Source organism: Stenotrophomonas sp. ASS1 (assembly GCF_004346925.1).
Taxonomy (GTDB): domain Bacteria; phylum Pseudomonadota; class Gammaproteobacteria; order Xanthomonadales; family Xanthomonadaceae; genus Stenotrophomonas; species Stenotrophomonas maltophilia_A.
In genome coordinates, this window is record NZ_CP031167.1 from 3,577,298 (window position 1) to 3,593,931 (window position 16,634).

A 16,634-nucleotide genomic window follows, 5' to 3' on the forward strand; every position below is an offset into this window, starting at 1 on the left:
GCGCCATGGATGGCGCGGCTAAGCCTCCAGGGACGGATTCACGGCGTCCCCTGCCCCGCCCATCCGCCCGGCCAAGCGCGGCTTTGCAGTCGAGCAAGCTCGACTCTACCGACGCTACGGCCACCCACGAGGGGCTGCGCCGTTCGCCGAAAACTACGCCGAAGGCGCCGGCTTCTGCCGAAGCAGACTGACCGCCAGGCCGCCAACAACCAACACACCCAGCCCCAGCAACGCCCACAGCAGCCACGACTTCCAGTCGTGCTGCGGCTTCAGTGCCGACTCACCGGCCAGTGGCTCCGGGCTGCCTTCCAGGCGCGCCAGCGTCGGCTGCCACGACGGATCATTGCGCTGCCGCAGCTCCTCGATCAGCACACCGATCGGCGCCTCCATCCGGCGCGCAGTCGAGCTGCCCACCGCCAGCGCATACGGCGCCGCGCCCTGGCTCAGGAACACCAGCACTTCCGGCTGATAGCCCAGACGCAGGGTCGGCGCCGTCGCGGTTTCAGCCGGGTTCGCCACCAGCTTCCAGTAACGATCCCGATGCACACCGCCCAGCGGCTGCGCGGCCGATTGCTGACGCTGGCCATTCGTGCCCTGCTGCAGCTGATAGGCAATCCACGGTGCACTACGGCGCTGCCATTCCGCGCTCTCGTCATCGCGGCTGAATAATGTCCACTGCACCAGGCTGTTGTCGGTGCTGGCCACGTCAGCACGCGCCGCCGGGAAGCGGCCGTCCATCTCGAAGGTGTATTCGCCCTTGCGCTTCGAGGTCGGTTCCAGCGACAGCCACTCCCACGGCAGTGTGGCCGGTGCCGGCGGCAACTCGGCCAGTACGCTGCGCAGCGTTGGCAGACGGGCATCGCCCTGCGCCAGCACACGCAGATAGCGCGCTTCGCCATCCACCTGCAGACGGCGCTGCAACAGGCGCTTGCCGGCGCGCTGCAGATCCACCAGCGGAATGTCGCGGCCAATCGCACGCCAGTGCTGCAGGTCGTCGCTGACGTCCAGCTGCACCTGTGCCTGCAACGGTTGGCCACTGTCCGCCCAATCCAGCACCAGTGCCGCCAATGGTTGCTGGCCGAGCACGCTGGCATCGATCAGCCAACCGCCCTGCCCGTTCGCTACCGCACCACCACCCACACGCGCCTCGACCCGGCGTACGCGACCATCGGTATCGCGCTCGGTCAGCAACTGCAGGTCGTTGCGCTGCGCTTCGGCCAGCGGCGGCAACGCGAACCACGGCAGCTCACGCTGCACCGGCGGCTGTGCCAGCGGCTGGTCCGGCGCCAGCAATGCCGACGGCAACGATTGGCCGGCGGCATTGAACACCTGCACATCGCCCAGGTCCGCACTACCGGCGCGACGGTAGATCGCCGGTTCCAGCACAACACGGTAGGCACCCGATTGTGCGCTGGACAACGTCAGCGGCCACTGCTCGGCGTACTGGGTACGGTAATCGGCGGCCTGTGCGGTGACGGCGGCCAGCATGCCGAACATCGCCGGCAGCAGCGCCCTGCTCCACGTCTTCATTGTTTTTCCTCCACGGTCGGCGCCGCGCTCGGCGGTGCCGGTGCCAGATAACCCACGACCGTGCACAGCAGGCCGTAGGCGATGAACGATGCGATGCCCAGCAGGTTGCCCAGGTGCTGGCGATCGACGATGACCAGCTTGGCCAGCACCACGCCCATCAGTACCGCACCCACCATCCACAACACGCGCTGGCCACGGCGCGAGCCCCACACCCAGGCAATCACGCCGAGCACGCTCCACAGCACGGTCAGGCTGGTCTGCGCCAGGCTGAAGCGCATCATCGACGCGTTCCACGACAGGCCGCCCCACTGATGCACGCCATGCAGCACAACGCTGGTCAGCGCGACGAAGGTTGCCAGTGACAGCAGCGGCACGCGGATACCCAGCAGCGCCTGCGGCGCCTGATCGCTGTACAGCCAACGCGCCAGCAGCAGCAGGCTCAGCCACTGCCCGATCTCCGCCGGATTCAACACCGGCAGCCACAGCAGCGGCGCGGCATCGCCCGGCAACAGCTGGCCGGACAGCCAGCCGATCGACAACAGGCCGAACAGCACGCACTGCAGCGGCTGGCGCACGCGATCGAACGCTTCACCCAGCGGCCAGCGCAGCGCATTCCAGCGCCACAGCGACAGCGCCGCCATCAGCAACCACGGCAGCGTCACCAGCAACGTGGTCCAGCCCTGTGCCAGCCCGGCTTCACCACCGCCCCACAGGGCCAGCAGCGAAAGCAGCGACGGCCACAGCAGCCACCACAGGAACTGCGCGATGCGTGCCACGGTGTCGCCGCCCTGGCGCAGGCACAGCAGCGTGCGCACACCCAGTACCGCGAACGCCGCCCAGGCCAGCGCACCGTAGCCGGCGAACGGTTGCTGGTGCGCATCGCTCTGTATCAGCGCCAGTGGGAAGCCCAGCGCCAGCATCGTCAGTGCGGTCATCCCCAGCGCACGCGCCGGCTGGCGGCGCTGCACCTCGGCGGCCAGCCATGCGGTCACCGCAGCCAGCACCAGCAGTGCATCCACTTCGGTGCGGTACGGGAAGAACCGGGTGATCTCGTGCACCAGGCCACCCAGCCACCACAGCAGGCCCCACAGGTAGTAGACCAGGGCAATCTCGTGGCGCTGCCTGCGCTGGTAGCTCCAGGCCGACGCGAAGCCGGCAACGGCCAGCAGCAGTGCACCGATCGCGGTCGCGTTGAGCAGGAAGCGCAGGTCCTCATGCCAGTGATCGCCACCGGCCACGAAAGCGAACGCTGCGCCCATCTGCAACAACGCACCGGACACCTGCGGCAGCCAGCGTTTCTGACGCAGGCCCAGCCAGGCCAGGCCTGCACCTTCCAGCGCGAACACCGCGCCGGTGGCACGCGCCGACAAGGCCAGCGGTACCGCCAGCGTGGCGAAGCCCACCGCCAGCACCGCATGCGACTGCGCCAGCACGGTGTACGACGCGCGCGCAATCAGTGCCCGCGCCAGTACGGCATAGATCGCCGCCAGGCCCAGTGCGCACAGCGCCAGCGTCATCGGCTGCTCGTGCAGCATGCCGGCCTGCAGCGAGAAGGCGACCAAGGGCGTACCGAACACCAGGCTGCCGTCGACCAGGTCACGCCGCCCGGCGGGCTGCCGGCGTGCGTACAGCAGCGGGATCAGCAGGTAGAAGGCGAAGAACAGCAGCAGGAACGGCTCGGTGCTGCTGAACTTGTCCGGCGCGTACTGCAGCACGCCCCAGAACGTACCGATGCCGAAGGTGAAGGCGAAGCCCAGCAGGTTCAGCGCGCGCCACGGCCGGAACCAGGCAATGGCGAAGATGCCGGCGTTGAGCACCGCGTAGTAGCTGAACAACCCCACGTGGTTGCCGCTGCCGGTGGACAGCCACAGCGGCGCCATGAAGCCTGCGAGGATGCCCAGCACCGCCAGCGTGCGCGAGTTCTGCACCACCGCCAGCACGCACAGCCCGGCCACCAGCGCGATCGAACTGGCAAAGGCAAACCCGGGGTTGAGCAGCTCGAACCGCTTGAACGCGGCGAAGATGGTCAGCAGCAGCACGCCGATGGCACCGCCCTGCAGCGCCAGTGCGAACAAGCGCCGGCGCTCGCGCTGATGCCAACCGAACGCCAGCAGGCCCAGCGCACCCACGGTGACACCGGCCAGGCGCAGCTCGATCGGCAGCACCAGCCAGCCCTGGTCACTGACGTACTTCAACAGCGCGGCAACACCGGCCAGCAGCACCAGCATGCCGATCTTGACCGGCACGTTGCCCTCGGTGAACCAGCGCTTGACCGCTCCGATGCCGCGCTCGATGAAGTTCGGCAGCGTCGGTTCGGAAGGCAACGGCGGCTGCACTGGCACGGGTGGCACCGGCGGTGGCGTGACCGGGCGCGGCGCCTCCGCTGCCGCAGGCACCGGTTCGTGCACCGGCGGCGGCGTTGGCTGGGGGGGAGGCGGCGCGGCAGCCGCCACCGGCCGCAGGAACGGTGGATCGGCACTGGCCGCAGGCATGGGCGCAGCCCGTTCCGGCGCAGGCTCGGCTGCAGCCGGGCGGGCGGTCGGCGCGGCGGCCAAGGCACCTTCCAGCGCGGCCACACGACGGCGCAGGCCGGCAATCATCACCAGCGCTACCACCAGCAGCAGCGGGATGGCCAGCAGAACCAGTACCACCAGGGCTATCAATGCTTCCATTGCATGCTTCCATTGCAATCCCGCGCCCCAGCGGCAGCGGTCGACCGCCCCATGCTACGACAGGGCTGGCCCCATAAACGACGAACCCCGGCCAGGCCGGGGTCCGCGTGCGATCTTGGCCAGCCTTACTTGGCGGCGACGACCTTGGCCATTTCCAGGCACTTGTTCGAGTAGCCCCACTCGTTGTCGTACCAGGTGACCAGCTTGACGAAGGTGCCGTCCAGGGCGATGCCGGCTTCGGCGTCGAACACCGAGGTGCAGGTCTCGCCGCGGAAATCGGTGGCCACGACCTTGTCTTCGGTGTAGCCCAGGATGCCCTTCAGCGGGCCTTCGCTCTGTGCCTTCACTTCGGCGCAGATCTCGGCGTAGGTGGCTTCCTTTTCCAGCTCGACGGTCAGATCGACCACCGACACGTCCGAGGTCGGGACACGGAAGCTCATGCCGGTCAGCTTCTTGTTCAGTTCCGGGATGACCACGCCGACGGCCTTGGCCGCACCGGTGGACGACGGAATGATGTTCTCCAGGATGCCGCGGCCACCACGCCAGTCCTTGTTGGACGGGCCATCGACGGTCTTCTGGGTAGCGGTAGCCGCATGCACGGTGGTCATCAGGCCACGCTTGATGCCCCACTTGTCATTGATGACCTTGGCCAGCGGGGCCAGGCAGTTGGTGGTGCACGACGCGTTGGAGACGATCGCCTGGCCGGCGTAGGTCTTGTCGTTCACGCCGTAGACGAACATCGGCGTGTCGTCCTTCGACGGGGCCGACATGATGACCTTCTTGGCGCCGGCATCGATGTGCTTCTGCGCGGTTTCCTTGGTCAGGAACAGGCCGGTGGATTCGATCACCACGTCCACGTCCACTTCGTTCCACTTCAGGTTGGCCGGGTCGCGTTCCTGGGTCAGGCGGATCTTCTTGCCGTTGACCAGCAGGTCGTTGCCCTGCACCGCCACGTCAGCCTTGAAACGGCCGTGCACGGAGTCGTACTTGAGCATGTACGCCAGATAGTCCGGCTCCAGCAGATCGTTGATGGCCACGATTTCGATGTCGTCGCCGAAGTTCAGCACCGCCGAGCGCAGGACGTTACGCCCGATGCGACCGAAACCGTTGATACCAACCTTGATTGCCATGTTCTCAAGCTCCTGCGGCCGCGACGGGTGCGGCGGGATGGATAGGGCCCACAAGTCTAGCAAACCGGGGCTGGCCACCGCCGGCCAGCCCCGGCAGGCAGCAGGCCGGCGGACAGGATTTGATCCGGATCAAAGCGTTAGCGCGATGTGAGGCCGAGACTGGCCGCATCCACCCAGCAACGAGATCACCCCCATGCGCAAGACCTCCCCCCTGATCGTGGCCAGCCTGGCCGCCGCCCTGTCCCTCGCCGCCGCCCCGGCCATGGCCCAGTCCAAGGGCGACTGGACCCTCTCCGCCGGCGTGCACCAGGTGGCCCCGAAGTCGAACAACGGCTGGCTGGCCAACCACACCCTGAAGGTCGACGTCGACAACGACGTCAAGCCGACCATCACCGGTGAGTACTTCATTGCCGACAACCTGGGCATCGAAGTGCTGGCCGCGCTGCCGTTCAAGCACGACATCAACATCAACGGCCTGGGCCGCGTGGGCAGCACCAAGCAGCTGCCGCCGGTGGTGACCGTGCAGTACCACTTCAACAGCAAGGGCAAGGTGTCGCCGTTCATCGGTGCGGGCGTGAACTACACGACCTTCTTCAGCGAAGACACCACCGGTGCGCTGAAGGACAGCCGCCTGAAGCTGCAGGATTCGTGGGGCCTGGCCGCGCATGCGGGCGTGGACTTCGCGATCGGCGAGAAGGGCGCACTGCGCGTGGACATGCGCTGGATCGACATCGACAGCAAGGTGAAGTTGAACGGCGAGAAGATCGGCACGGTCAACATCGATCCGCTGGTCTACGGCGCTTCGTACGTCTTCAAGTTCTAAGCGGTGTGTTGAGCGCGGGGGCTTCGCCCCCGCTCCCCCGCTACACGCAAAACCCTCGCAGCATGTTGCCCCGGTGATTGCCGGGGCTTTTTTGTTCTGAATTTCCCTACCCCGACCATGCCATGCCAAGAAACCACTAGCGCAGATACGACTAGAATCTTCAGGCCTCCACCGACAAGAGAAGGAGCTCAACCATGAAGTTGGCTTGGCTAACAATCGCGTTCCTTCTAGGAGCTCCGACGGCACATGCCACTGACGTTGCAGATGGAACGTTCGCAATGATGTCCGGAGGATCCTGCGATGACTTTGCCCAAGACTGCTATCTGGACAATCCCGCCATCGCGGAGAAAGTAGTCGATCAACTTGCGGCAATCGGCGTCACGCGTTTTCTCGTACCATCGGCAACGTTGAGTCAGCTGCGTACCATTGCGACCCCGATCAGCACGCGAGGGCTTGAGTTCTTTACGTATGAACGTTGGACGTTCGAATCTGCAACCCAAGCCGGGAAGTTCAACTGCCAGACTTACACTCAGGAACGGATTGATCCAGTTCTAGTCAAACTCCGTGCCGAGTTTGGCAAGAGCTTTGCTGGTCTTCATTTCAAGGATGAACCACCAGAAAAAGACATTTCTCCACTCGCAGAGATGAACCGATGCGTCAAAGGCGACCACCGTCTCGCAGGCATGAAGGTGTTCATCAACCTGTTCCCATTGCATGCCAACGCGGGCTCCTATGCGGGCACTGAACATGCCGGCGCCATGTCACCCACTGACTATGGTGTGGATTGCATGGAAGCGAGTATTTCGCAACCTGAAAGAACCGCACAGATGGTGGCACGCTACTCGACGTTTGCGCGCCGGGTATCTGACGAGGTGCGCCCTGACTACCTCGCCTTCGACATTTATCCATTTACCCCGTCATTCAGGAAGTGTCCAACGGCGAAGGACCTTCTGATGTCCGAGAACATGTCGATCATTTCGAATCTCGCCAGATCCAGGGGGCAAACTGCCGTCGCTTACCTCCAGAATGTGCAATCCGCACATCCCTCGCTGGCCCAGGACCCTTTCGAGTACGCCAACTTCCATGATCTGCGTTGGTTCGCCGGATGGTCTTTTGCATTCGGCATCAACGGCTTCGCGAACTTCATTACCCACGATGTCAGCAATGCCGCCAGTGTTCCGAATGGGAATGACATGCTCGGACTGCTCGACAAACGCAACAACCTTCGCAATCTGGCTTCGGATCAGCAAAGCACTTTCGGTGTAACGAGACAGGTCCAGTCCGCACTGGCAAACGTCAACTATCTGGGTTTTGCCGACAACAATCTCGGCGTTCCATCGGCCCAGGTCTCAGGCTGGCTGTCGAATTCATCATTCCTTGTGGGCGAGTACGGCAGCGACGATCGTTCCCTGGTCTATCTCGTCGTTACTGCTCGTGCCCCCCGGCAATCGGCATCCGGGATCATTGGCCTCAACAAGTGGTGGCGGGAGGTGGAGAAACTGAACTTTGACACCGGCAAATGGCAGCGCGTTGGCAACGTGACCAACAAAGTCGACGTCGAAATAACCACAATACCTCTCGAGCTCTATCGACTAACGCACTGATCCCTCAACGTCGCCTTCCGCATGGTCAACTTTGCCATGTGGGAGCGCTCTCCCGGCTTACAGATTGATGACCGTGCCAGTCTCAAATTCGACCAGACAGGCCACTGAGGACGTGACTGTCTCTCCATGGGTCGTCATGCCAGCCCCCTCCTCTTCGCGCCCCGCTAGAATGTGCGCATGAAAGCCCTGCACTCCCTGTTCCTCGCCGCCGCCCTGGCGCCGGCCCTGCTCTCCGTCTCCGCCCCCGCCCATGCCTGGGGCGCGCAAGGCCACCGTCTGGTCGCCGAAGTCGCCGACGCCCGCCTCAACCCCACCGCCCGCGCCGAAGTGGACCGCCTGCTGGCCACCGAACCGGATGCCACGCTGGCCAGCATCGCGCCGTGGGCCGACCAGCTGCGCGCCAAAGACCCGGGCCTGGGCCGTCGCTCGGCCGGCTGGCACTACGTCAACATCGCCGAAGACAACTGCCACTACGAAGCACCGAAGCACTGCAAGAACGGCAACTGCATCGTCGAGGCCCTGAAGGCACAGAGCGCCATCCTCGGCGACCGCAGCCTGACCGACGGCGAGCGCCTGCAGGCGCTGAAGTTCGTCGTGCACCTGGTCGGCGATATCCACCAGCCGATGCACGCCGGTTACGCCCACGACAAGGGCGGCAACGACTTCCAGCTGCAGTTCGGCAACCGCGGTACCAACCTGCACTCGCTGTGGGACAGCGGCATGCTCAACACCCGCAAGCTGGACGACGCCGGCTATCTCCCGCTGCTGCAGAGCCAGCGCGCGCCGAAGCTGGTGCGCCAGTCCAACCCGCAGCGCGACCCGCAGACGTGGGCCGAAGCCAGCTGCCGCATCTCCATGCAAGCTGGCGTTTATCCGGCCTCGCGTAAAATCGGTGATGAATACACCGAGCGCTACCGGCCGCTGGCCGAAGCGCAGCTGCGACTGGCCGGTGAGAACCTGGCGCAGTTGCTGAACCGCGTGCTGGGCACGCGCTGAGGAGCGTTCCAATGTCAGTCCAGGTGCAGTCGTTCTTCCACCGTGACAGCAATACCTTCAGCTATCTGGTCAGTGATCCGGCCAGCGGCGAAGCGGCGCTGATTGACCCGGTCCTGGACTACGACCCGGATACCGACGCCAGCAGTGAAGCGCCGCTGCATGCCGCGTTGCAGGCCATCGAACAACAGGGCCTGCAGCTGCGCTGGCTGCTGGAAACCCACGCCCACGCCGACCATGTGTCGGCCGGGCGCCGCCTGAAGGAGCGCTTCCCGCAGGCCACGCTGGCCATCGGCGAAGGCATCCGCGCGGTGCAGGCCACCTTCGCACCGCGCTATGGGCTGCAGCTTCCGGCGGCCGATGACATCTTCGATCACCTGTTCAGCGATAGCGAAACCTTTGCTCTGGGCGAACTGCGCTGTCAGGTGATCGCCGTGCCCGGCCATACCAGCGACAGCATCGCCTACCTGATCGACGATGCGCTGTTCACCGGTGACTCGCTGTTCATGCCCGACGGCGGTACCGCCCGCTGCGACTTCCCGGGTGGCGATGCCGCGCAGTTGTACCGTTCAATCCAGCGCCTGCTGGCGCTGCCCGATGCGACGCGCGTGTTCGTCTGCCACGACTACGGTCCGGGTGGTCGTGCATTCGCCAACGAAACCACCATCGGCGAACAGCGCGCACACAACATCCACGTGCATGACGGCGTGGCCGAGGCGGAGTTCGTCAGCGTGCGCCAGGCACGCGATGCGACGCTGGAAGAACCCAAGCTGATGCAGCCCGCGGTGAAGGCCAACATCCAGGGCGGGGCCTGATCCACGCCGCTGCGCTCGTCGGGCATGGCCCGGCGCTGCCCCGGTCATCGCAAGCGGTCATCGCAAGCGGTCATTTTCCCTGCGTACGCACCACGTGCTGTCCCTTCACGATCTCGAAGGTGAAGGCATACTGCAGGGTGACCGCCACCGGCTCGACGCGCTCGGCGCCGCGACAGTCGCCACGGTCGGCAGGCACCTTGCCAGCCGCGAAGTGGCAGACCGCTGCGGACGAGTACTTCCACATCGCCACGGCTTCCTGCGCCGCCTGCAGCAGGGGCGCATTCTCGCCTGCAGCACCTGCCGCGCACTCAGGGCGATCGGTCAGCGGCACGCTGCGTTCGACGCTGCCCTGCGCATCCACCACCACCTGCAGGCAGATCGTAGTCGGCGCCAGTTCCGCGCGCGGATCACGATCGCCGACCTCCGGGTCCGGTGCCGCGTAGAGCTGTGGCATCCGGTAACCCTCGGTCGCACCCAGCGAATACACCTGCAACTGCCCACTGCCACCGCCCGCCTGCGGCTGCAGGCGCTGGTGGCCGACATTCTCGCTGCGGGTATCCACCGTGGTCAGCCGCTCCTGGCTGGCGCATCCGGCCAACAGCGCCGCCGTCATCCACAGCGGCGCGCACTTCACTTCGCGTCCTCGGTGTCGTCCATCGCAAAAGTGATCGGAATCTTCACTGCGCCTGCCACCGGCTTGCCGTTCTTCATTGCCGGACGATAGGTCCAGCTGCGCGCAGCCGCCACCGACACCGCATCGAACACGCCGGGATTGGTAGCGCTGAGCACCTGGACATCGGCGGGACGCCCCTGCGCATCCACCTCCACGCGCAGGTTCACCACGCCGACCTGGCGCTGCTCGACCGCAGACTTCGGGTAGGACGGCGGTGGCATCTTGTCGACCTGGATCGGACGATCCAGCCCTGCCTTGGCCGCATCTTCTTCAGCGTGCTCGAACGGCTCGACACCGATCCTCGGGCTCCCGGCCACGCCGCCCTGGCTGGCCCACGCCACCGCCCCCATGCCCAGGCACAACCCGACCACCAGCACCTGCCCCGACACCCACGGCAATGCCTTCCGCTTGGACTGCTTCAACATGGCGATACGCTCCTTCAACACGGGTTGGCTGCGCCAATGGCAGACCACCGGCGCAACCGGATGGACCAGCTGCGCCTTCAGCAGCGTGCTGGCGTAGAGACCGCGCAGCGCAGGCTGCGGGGCAATGGTGCGGGCATCGCAGGCCAGCTCCTGGTCAAGCAGGAATCGGCGGGAGGCCCACGGCAGAAGCGGATGGAACCAGAACACCGCGCGTGCCATCAGCAGCGCCCCATTGGCCCAGTGATCGCCATTGCGACGGTGGCTGCGCTCGTGCTGCAGGATCAGGCCCTGCTCCTGTGCGGTGAACTGCTGGTCGAAATCCGGGCCTACCACGATGCGCGGACGCCACAGGCCGACCAGCGCGGGCAGGCCCGGGTCGGCGCTGGCCTGCCAGCTGCCATCGGCGCGTGCACACAGTTGGCCCATGCCACGTTCAAAGCGCCGCTGCGCACGTAGATCGCGTAGCAGACAAAGGACCGCCCCCAGTGTCCATGCCAGCAGCAACAGCCCGGCCCACGGCAACGACTGCCCTGCCATGCCTTCGACGGCGCCGGGTACCACTTTCAGCGGCAGCGTCGGCACATGCTCCAGAAGTGCCACCTGCGGCAACGGCAGCATCAGTGCCAGCAGCAGCAACGGCAGCAACCACCAGCTGCGGTAGGCCAACGCCCCGCCCCCCAGCCGCACCAGCAAGGGTCGCAGCACCGCCAGCACGACCACGCCCACCGCCAGCCACAGGCTGGCCTGCCACAGCCCATCGAGCAGCTCAGTCATGGTCCAGCTCCTGGATCAGTTTCTTCAGTTCGGCGATGTCCTGCGCACTCAACTGGCCCCGTTCGCTGAAGTGCGCAACCAGCGGCGCAACGCGCCCTTCGAAGACACGACCAATGAAGTCCTGGCTCTGCGCCTCCACCCAGGCCTGCCGCTGCAGCAGCGGCCGGTACAGGTAGCGCCGGCCATCGCGCTCGGCAGTAATCGCGCCCTTGGTCAGCAGGCGGTTGAGCAGGGTCTTGATGGTCGGCTCGGCCCAGTCGCGGTGGGCCAGTGCGGCGACCACGTCATCAGCGCTACGCGGTGCCTGCTGCCATAGCACCTCCATCACAACGGCTTCGGCTTCGCTGATCGGGGTCATGGTTTACATCCGTAATCGACGACCTGATTACGCGCGTAATCGAATCGTCTGTCAAGCCCCTCGACTCCAGGTTCATCCCGGCTGCGCCAGCATCGATTCCTCCCGCCCCAGGCCCCGGATGAAAGCGCTGCCCAAGAAGGAATTCCCGGTCGAGCAGGCCCGCCGCTTCCTCGAACCCGGGCCGGTCGTGCTGGTCAGCACCGCCTGGCGCGGCCAGCGCAACCTGATGACGATGGGCTGGCACATGGTGATGGGCTTCTCGCCTTCGCTGGTCGCCACCTACCTGTGGGACGCAAACCACAGCCATGCGCTGGCGCGTGGCAGCGGCGAGTGCGTGATCAATGTGCCGGGTGTGGAACTGCTCGATACCGTGGTGGACATCGGCAACTGCAGCGGCCGCGAGGTCGACAAGTTCGCCCGTTTCGAGCTTGATGCGCTGCCCGCGCGCGAGGTCGGCGCGCCGCTGGTCGGCCAATGCCATTCGTGCTTCGAATGCCGCTTGTACGACGACAGCCAGGTGGCGTCGAACAACCTGTTCATCTGGGAAATCGTACGCGCCCATGTTGCGCCCCGGCCGAAACTACCGCGCACGATGCATTACCGGGGCGATGGGCAGTTCATGGTGTCTGGCGCCGAAGTCTCCCGTCGACGGCGGTTCAAGCCCGACATGCTGTAATGCCCGCACTCCCCCACACGCAGGACCGCCGCGCATGACCGAACACCTCACCGACCTGGACGCCGCCGTCGACTGGTTGTTTGCGCGCGTGGACGGGCCGCTGCGGATCGGGGCACCGCTGGCACTGGGCAAGCCGCATCGGCTGCTCAATGCCCTTTACGCACGCGTCGAGCACGATCCGTCGCGGCCACTGCAGCTGTATACCGCGCTGTCGCTGAACCCGCCGAAGGCGCGCGGCAACGGCCTGGAAGCGCGCTTCATGGCGCCGTTCGCGCAGCGCCATTTCGGCGACGATTTCCCGCGCCTGGCCTATGCCGATGCGATCGCGCGCGACGCGTTGCCGGCACATGTGCAGGTGGAAGAGTTCTACATGCAGTCCGGCGCCCTGCTCGGCTCGCGGCAGGCGCAGTCCAGCTATACCAGCCTGAACTACACCCACGCCGCCGATGCGGTGGCGCAGCGCGCGCCGCAGGTTATCGTGCAGAAGGTGGCGATGCGGCCGAACGACCGCCGGCTCTCGCTGTCGTGCAACAACGACATCACCCAGGACACGCTGGATGCGATGACCGCTCGCGGGCTGCCTCGCCCGCTGCTGATCGCCGAGATCGATCCGCAGCTACCCTACCTGGGTGGCTCGGCCACGGTCGATGTGTCGTTCTTCGATCTGGTGATCACCCCGCCACCACCGTACCCGGCGTTGTTCGGCCTGCCGCGGCAGCCGGTCGGCGATGCCGACTACGCGATCGGCCTGTATGCCAGCACGCTGGTGCGCGACGGTGGCACCCTGCAGATCGGCATCGGCACGCTGGCCGACGCGCTCAGCCATGCGCTGGTGCTGCGCCACACCGACAACGCGCGCTACCGCCGTGTACTGCACGCGCTGGATCCGCAGCTGGTCAGCCATCCGCTGGTGCAGGAGATCGGCGGCGTCGACCCGTTCGAAGTGGGCCTGTACGGCTGCAGCGAAATGCTCAACGAGGGCTTCCGCCGGCTGGTACAGACCGGCGTGATCAAGCGCAAGGTGCACGATGACCTGGCGCTGATGCAACGCATCGAGAACGGCAGCACGCTGTCCATCGACCACGCCACCCTGGCTGCCGAGGGCGAGTATCTGCATGGCGCCTTCTACCTGGGCTCGCCGGAGTTCTACGAGTGGTTGCGCACGCTGCCGGAAGACGAATGCCGTGCGATCGGCATGCGCCGCATCAGCGAGATCAACCAGCTGTACGGTGGCAACGAGACACTGGAACGCCTGCAACGCCGCCACGCGCGCTTCTTCAACTCCTGCATGATGGCCACCGCGCTGGGCGCGGCGGTGTCGGATGCGCTGGATGATGGACGTGTGGTGTCCGGCGTGGGTGGTCAGTACAACTTCGTGGCGATGGCACATGCGCTGCCGGAAGCGCGCAGCGTGCTGATGTTCCGCGCCGCGCGCGATGACAAGGGCCAGCGCGAATCCAACGTGCGCTGGAACTACGGGCACACCACCATCCCACGCCACCTGCGCGACATCTACCTCAACGAATACGGCATCGCCGACCTGCGCGGCCTGACCGACGAGGACTGCGTGCATGCGATGACCGCAATCACCGAGGCCCCGTTCCAGGGCGGCCTGCTGCAGCAGGCACACGCCTCGCGCAAGCTGCTGGCGGCCACGCAACCGGATCCGGAGCGCCAGCAGCGCAACACGCCGCAGGCACTGTCCGCGGCACTGGCACCGTTCCGCGTCGATGGCAGCCTGCCCGACTATCCGTTGGGCAGCGACTTCAACGAGATCGAGCAGGTGCTGGTGAAAGCGCTGGGCTGGCTGAAGGCCAACACGCAGACCCGCGGCGAGAAACTGCGTACCGTCTGGGCAGCGCTGCGGCAACCGGCTGGCGACGGCGATGCGGTGTACCTGCAGCGCATGGGCCTGCAGGCACCGAAGGATTTCGCCGAACGCCTGGACGCGCGACTGCTGCGCCTCGCACTGGCACGCACCGCCTGAAAAAGGGGACGGAGGGGATTAAGTCGTTTGTGCACAAACGACTTAATCCCCTCCGTCCCCTTTTCTCTCGAGCAAAGAAAAGGCCGGCGTGCGCCGGCCTTTCCCTTCCTGCTTCCCGAGGCTGCTTACAGCGCCTTGGCCGCTTCCACCACGTGGGCGGTGGTGATGCCGAAGTGCTTGTACAGCTGGTCGGCGGGGGCCGAGGCACCGAAGGTGTCGATACCGATCACCGCACCGTCCAGGCCGACGAACTGGCGCCAGAAACCGGTGACACCGGCTTCCACCGCAACGCGCTTGCGCACGGCGTTCGGCAGTACCGATTCACGGTAGGCCGCATCCTGGCGCAGGAACACGTCGGTGGACGGCATCGAGACCACGCGGGTCTTGAGGCCAGCCGCGTCCAGCTGGGCCTTGGCTTCGGTCGCCAGCGAAACTTCCGAACCGGTGGCGATCAGGATCACGTCCGGGGTACCGGCGGCATCGGCCAGCACGTAGCCACCGCGCTCGATCTGGGCGATCTGCTCGGCGCTGCGCGGCTGGTGCGGCAGGTTCTGGCGGCTGAACACCAGGCAGCTCGGGCCGTCCTGGCGGGTGATCGCAGCCTTCCAGCTCACCGCCGACTCGACCGCATCGCACGGACGCCACACGTCGTTGTTCGGGATGTAGCGCAGCGAGGCCAGGTGCTCCACCGGCTGGTGGGTCGGGCCGTCTTCGCCCAGGCCGATCGAGTCGTGGGTGTAGACGTGGATGGCGTGCGCCGGAATCAGTGCGCTCATGCGCACGCCGTTGCGGGCGTAGTCGCTGAACACCAGGAAGGTGGCGTCGAACGGAATGAAGCCGCCGTGCAGGGCCAGGCCGTTGGCAATGGCGGTCATGCCGAACTCGCGCACGCCGTAGTACACGTAGTTGGCGTTGGCGTCGTCGCTGGCAACCGACTTGCTGCCCTTCCACAGGGTCAGGTTGGAGTGCGCCAGGTCGGCCGAGCCACCGACGATTTCCGGCAGCAGCGGGGCGTAGGCTTCGATGGCCAGCTGCGAGGCCTTGCGCGAAGCGATCGTCGGGCCTTCAGCGGCCACCTGGGCGATGTAGGCATCGGCCTTGGCAACGAAGTCGGCCGGCAGCTCGCCGTGCGAACGGCGGGTCAGCTCGGACGCTTCAGCCGGGTACTGGCTGGCGTACTTGTCGAACAGCTGTTCCCACTCGGCCTGGCGCAGGGTGCCAGCGCCATTGGCGCGCCAGCCGTCGTAGATCGCCTGCGGGATCTCGAACGGACCGTATTCCCAGCCCAGCTGCTTGCGGGTGGCTTCCAGCTCGTCCTTGCCCAGCGGAGCGCCGTGGCTGGATTCCTTGCCCGCCTTGTTCGGCGAACCGAAACCAATGGTGGTGCGGCAGCAGATCAGGGTCGGCTTGTCGCTCTGCGACAGCGCGGCCTCGATGCCGGCCTTGATGCTTTCCGGATCGTGGCCATCGACATCGCGGACCACGTTCCAGCCATAGGCCTCGAAACGCTCCGGGGTATTGTCGGTGAACCAGCCCTCGACGTTGCCGTCGATGGAGATGTGGTTGTTGTCCCAGAAGCAGACCAGCTTGTGCAGGCCCCAGGTACCGGCCAGCGAAGCGGCTTCATGCGACACGCCTTCCATCAGGCAGCCATCGCCCATGAACACCCAGGTGCGGTGGTCGACCACTTCCAGTTCCGGGCGGTTGAAGCGCTGTGCCAGCAGCTTCTCGGCCAGGGCGAAGCCCACGGCATTGGCGAAACCCTGGCCCAGCGGGCCGGTGGTGGTTTCCACGCCCGGGGTCTCGTGGCGTTCCGGGTGGCCGGCGGTGTGGCTGCCCAGCTGGCGGAACAGCTTCAGCTGCTCGATCGGCAGGTCGTAACCGCTCAGGTGCAGCAGCGCGTACTGCAGCATCGAACCGTGGCCGTTGGACAGCACGAAACGGTCGCGGTTGAACCAGTGCGGATTGCTCGGGTTATGGCGGAGATAGTCGTTCCAGAGGACTTCGGCGATGTCGGCCATGCCCATGGGCATGCCGGGGTGGCCGGACTTTGCGGTTTCAACCGCATCGGCGGCAAGGAAGCGGATGGCGTTGGCCAACTGGCGACGGGTAGGCTGCGTCATGGTTCTGTCGGAATCGGGAGGCGGCCGCGGACGTGCGGGCGGCCTATTGTC

13 protein-coding genes are annotated in these 16,634 nt (G+C 65.9%); 6 read left to right on the top strand and 7 right to left on the bottom strand.

The annotated features are described in order from the left end of the window. Positions 1-153 precede the first annotated feature (153 nt). The 3 genes from MG068_RS16625 to gap form a co-directional block, all read right to left on the bottom strand. On the bottom strand, positions 154-1,530 hold the full coding sequence (locus MG068_RS16625) for a DUF3999 domain-containing protein (RefSeq protein ID WP_132810696.1): 1,377 nt from the start codon (positions 1,528-1,530) through the stop codon (positions 154-156). Next, positions 1,527-4,202 carry a DUF2339 domain-containing protein gene (locus MG068_RS16630; RefSeq protein WP_132810697.1) on the bottom strand — a complete coding sequence of 892 codons (2,676 nt, stop codon included), beginning with the start codon at positions 4,200-4,202 and terminating at the stop codon, positions 1,527-1,529. Before MG068_RS16630 ends, MG068_RS16625 begins: the two co-directional genes overlap by 4 nt. 125 nt (positions 4,203-4,327) lie before the next feature. Then, a complete protein-coding gene (gene gap / locus MG068_RS16635) occupies positions 4,328-5,332 on the bottom strand; it encodes a type I glyceraldehyde-3-phosphate dehydrogenase (protein WP_032127866.1) in 1,005 nt (334 codons plus the stop codon). A 193-nt stretch (positions 5,333-5,525) separates the two neighbouring features. On the opposite strand from gap, the gene MG068_RS16640 reads away from it, so the two are divergent. From MG068_RS16640 to MG068_RS16655, 4 genes are all read left to right on the top strand, one after another. Further along, positions 5,526-6,155, top strand: coding sequence for an OmpW/AlkL family protein (locus MG068_RS16640; RefSeq protein WP_019338734.1), 630 nt, complete (start codon positions 5,526-5,528; stop codon positions 6,153-6,155). A 194-nt stretch (positions 6,156-6,349) separates the two neighbouring features. Next, complete coding sequence (locus tag MG068_RS16645; protein ID WP_132810698.1) at positions 6,350-7,759, top strand: hypothetical protein; 1,410 nt, start codon at positions 6,350-6,352, stop codon at positions 7,757-7,759. 177 nt (positions 7,760-7,936) lie between these two features. Next, the gene (locus MG068_RS16650) at positions 7,937-8,755 is read left to right on the top strand and encodes a S1/P1 nuclease (protein WP_132810699.1); all 819 of its coding nucleotides are present in this window, start codon (positions 7,937-7,939) and stop codon (positions 8,753-8,755) included. A gap of 11 nt (positions 8,756-8,766) precedes the next feature. Next, entirely contained in the window at positions 8,767-9,567 is an 801-nt protein-coding gene (locus MG068_RS16655) for an MBL fold metallo-hydrolase (protein WP_071229432.1), read from the top strand. Positions 9,568-9,637: 70 nt separating this feature from the next. Here MG068_RS16655 and MG068_RS16660 read toward each other — a convergent pair whose 3' ends face one another. The 3 genes from MG068_RS16660 to MG068_RS16670 are packed head-to-tail and all read right to left on the bottom strand — an operon-like array spanning position 9,638 to position 11,797. Further along, a complete protein-coding gene (locus tag MG068_RS16660; RefSeq protein WP_132810700.1) occupies positions 9,638-10,201 on the bottom strand; it encodes a hypothetical protein in 564 nt (187 codons plus the stop codon). Beyond that, positions 10,198-11,439: a M56 family metallopeptidase gene (locus MG068_RS16665; protein WP_132810701.1), complete on the bottom strand. Its 1,242-nt coding sequence runs from the start codon at positions 11,437-11,439 to the stop codon at positions 10,198-10,200. The genes MG068_RS16660 and MG068_RS16665 overlap by 4 nt, the downstream gene beginning before the upstream one ends. Beyond that, on the bottom strand, positions 11,432-11,797 hold the full coding sequence (locus tag MG068_RS16670; RefSeq protein WP_014648244.1) for a BlaI/MecI/CopY family transcriptional regulator: 366 nt from the start codon (positions 11,795-11,797) through the stop codon (positions 11,432-11,434). The genes MG068_RS16665 and MG068_RS16670 overlap by 8 nt, the downstream gene beginning before the upstream one ends. 118 nt (positions 11,798-11,915) lie before the next feature. Here MG068_RS16670 and MG068_RS16675 point away from each other — a divergent pair, with 118 nt between their 5' ends. Both MG068_RS16675 and MG068_RS16680 read left to right on the top strand, forming a co-directional pair. Next, on the top strand, positions 11,916-12,473 hold the full coding sequence (locus tag MG068_RS16675) for a flavin reductase family protein (protein ID WP_032127861.1): 558 nt from the start codon (positions 11,916-11,918) through the stop codon (positions 12,471-12,473). 34 nt (positions 12,474-12,507) lie between these two features. Further along, complete coding sequence (locus MG068_RS16680; RefSeq protein WP_132810702.1) at positions 12,508-14,460, top strand: acetyl-CoA hydrolase/transferase C-terminal domain-containing protein; 1,953 nt, start codon at positions 12,508-12,510, stop codon at positions 14,458-14,460. Between the two features lie 125 nt (positions 14,461-14,585). Here MG068_RS16680 and tkt read toward each other — a convergent pair whose 3' ends face one another. After that, a complete protein-coding gene (gene tkt / locus MG068_RS16685; RefSeq protein WP_132810703.1) occupies positions 14,586-16,583 on the bottom strand; it encodes a transketolase in 1,998 nt (665 codons plus the stop codon). Between the last annotated feature and the right edge of the window lie 51 nt (positions 16,584-16,634).

Coding starts and splice junctions, on each gene's coding strand:
- MG068_RS16625 (WP_132810696.1), bottom strand. CDS start 1,530: ATGAAGACGTGGAGCAGGGCGCTGCTGCCGGCGATGTTCGGCATGCTG.
- MG068_RS16630 (WP_132810697.1), bottom strand. CDS start 4,202: ATGGAAGCATTGATAGCCCTGGTGGTACTGGTTCTGCTGGCCATCCCG.
- gap (WP_032127866.1), bottom strand. CDS start 5,332: ATGGCAATCAAGGTTGGTATCAACGGTTTCGGTCGCATCGGGCGTAAC.
- MG068_RS16640 (WP_019338734.1), top strand. CDS start 5,526: ATGCGCAAGACCTCCCCCCTGATCGTGGCCAGCCTGGCCGCCGCCCTG.
- MG068_RS16645 (WP_132810698.1), top strand. CDS start 6,350: ATGAAGTTGGCTTGGCTAACAATCGCGTTCCTTCTAGGAGCTCCGACG.
- MG068_RS16650 (WP_132810699.1), top strand. CDS start 7,937: ATGAAAGCCCTGCACTCCCTGTTCCTCGCCGCCGCCCTGGCGCCGGCC.
- MG068_RS16655 (WP_071229432.1), top strand. CDS start 8,767: ATGTCAGTCCAGGTGCAGTCGTTCTTCCACCGTGACAGCAATACCTTC.
- MG068_RS16665 (WP_132810701.1), bottom strand. CDS start 11,439: ATGACTGAGCTGCTCGATGGGCTGTGGCAGGCCAGCCTGTGGCTGGCG.
- MG068_RS16670 (WP_014648244.1), bottom strand. CDS start 11,797: ATGACCCCGATCAGCGAAGCCGAAGCCGTTGTGATGGAGGTGCTATGG.
- MG068_RS16675 (WP_032127861.1), top strand. CDS start 11,916: ATGAAAGCGCTGCCCAAGAAGGAATTCCCGGTCGAGCAGGCCCGCCGC.
- MG068_RS16680 (WP_132810702.1), top strand. CDS start 12,508: ATGACCGAACACCTCACCGACCTGGACGCCGCCGTCGACTGGTTGTTT.
- tkt (WP_132810703.1), bottom strand. CDS start 16,583: ATGACGCAGCCTACCCGTCGCCAGTTGGCCAACGCCATCCGCTTCCTT.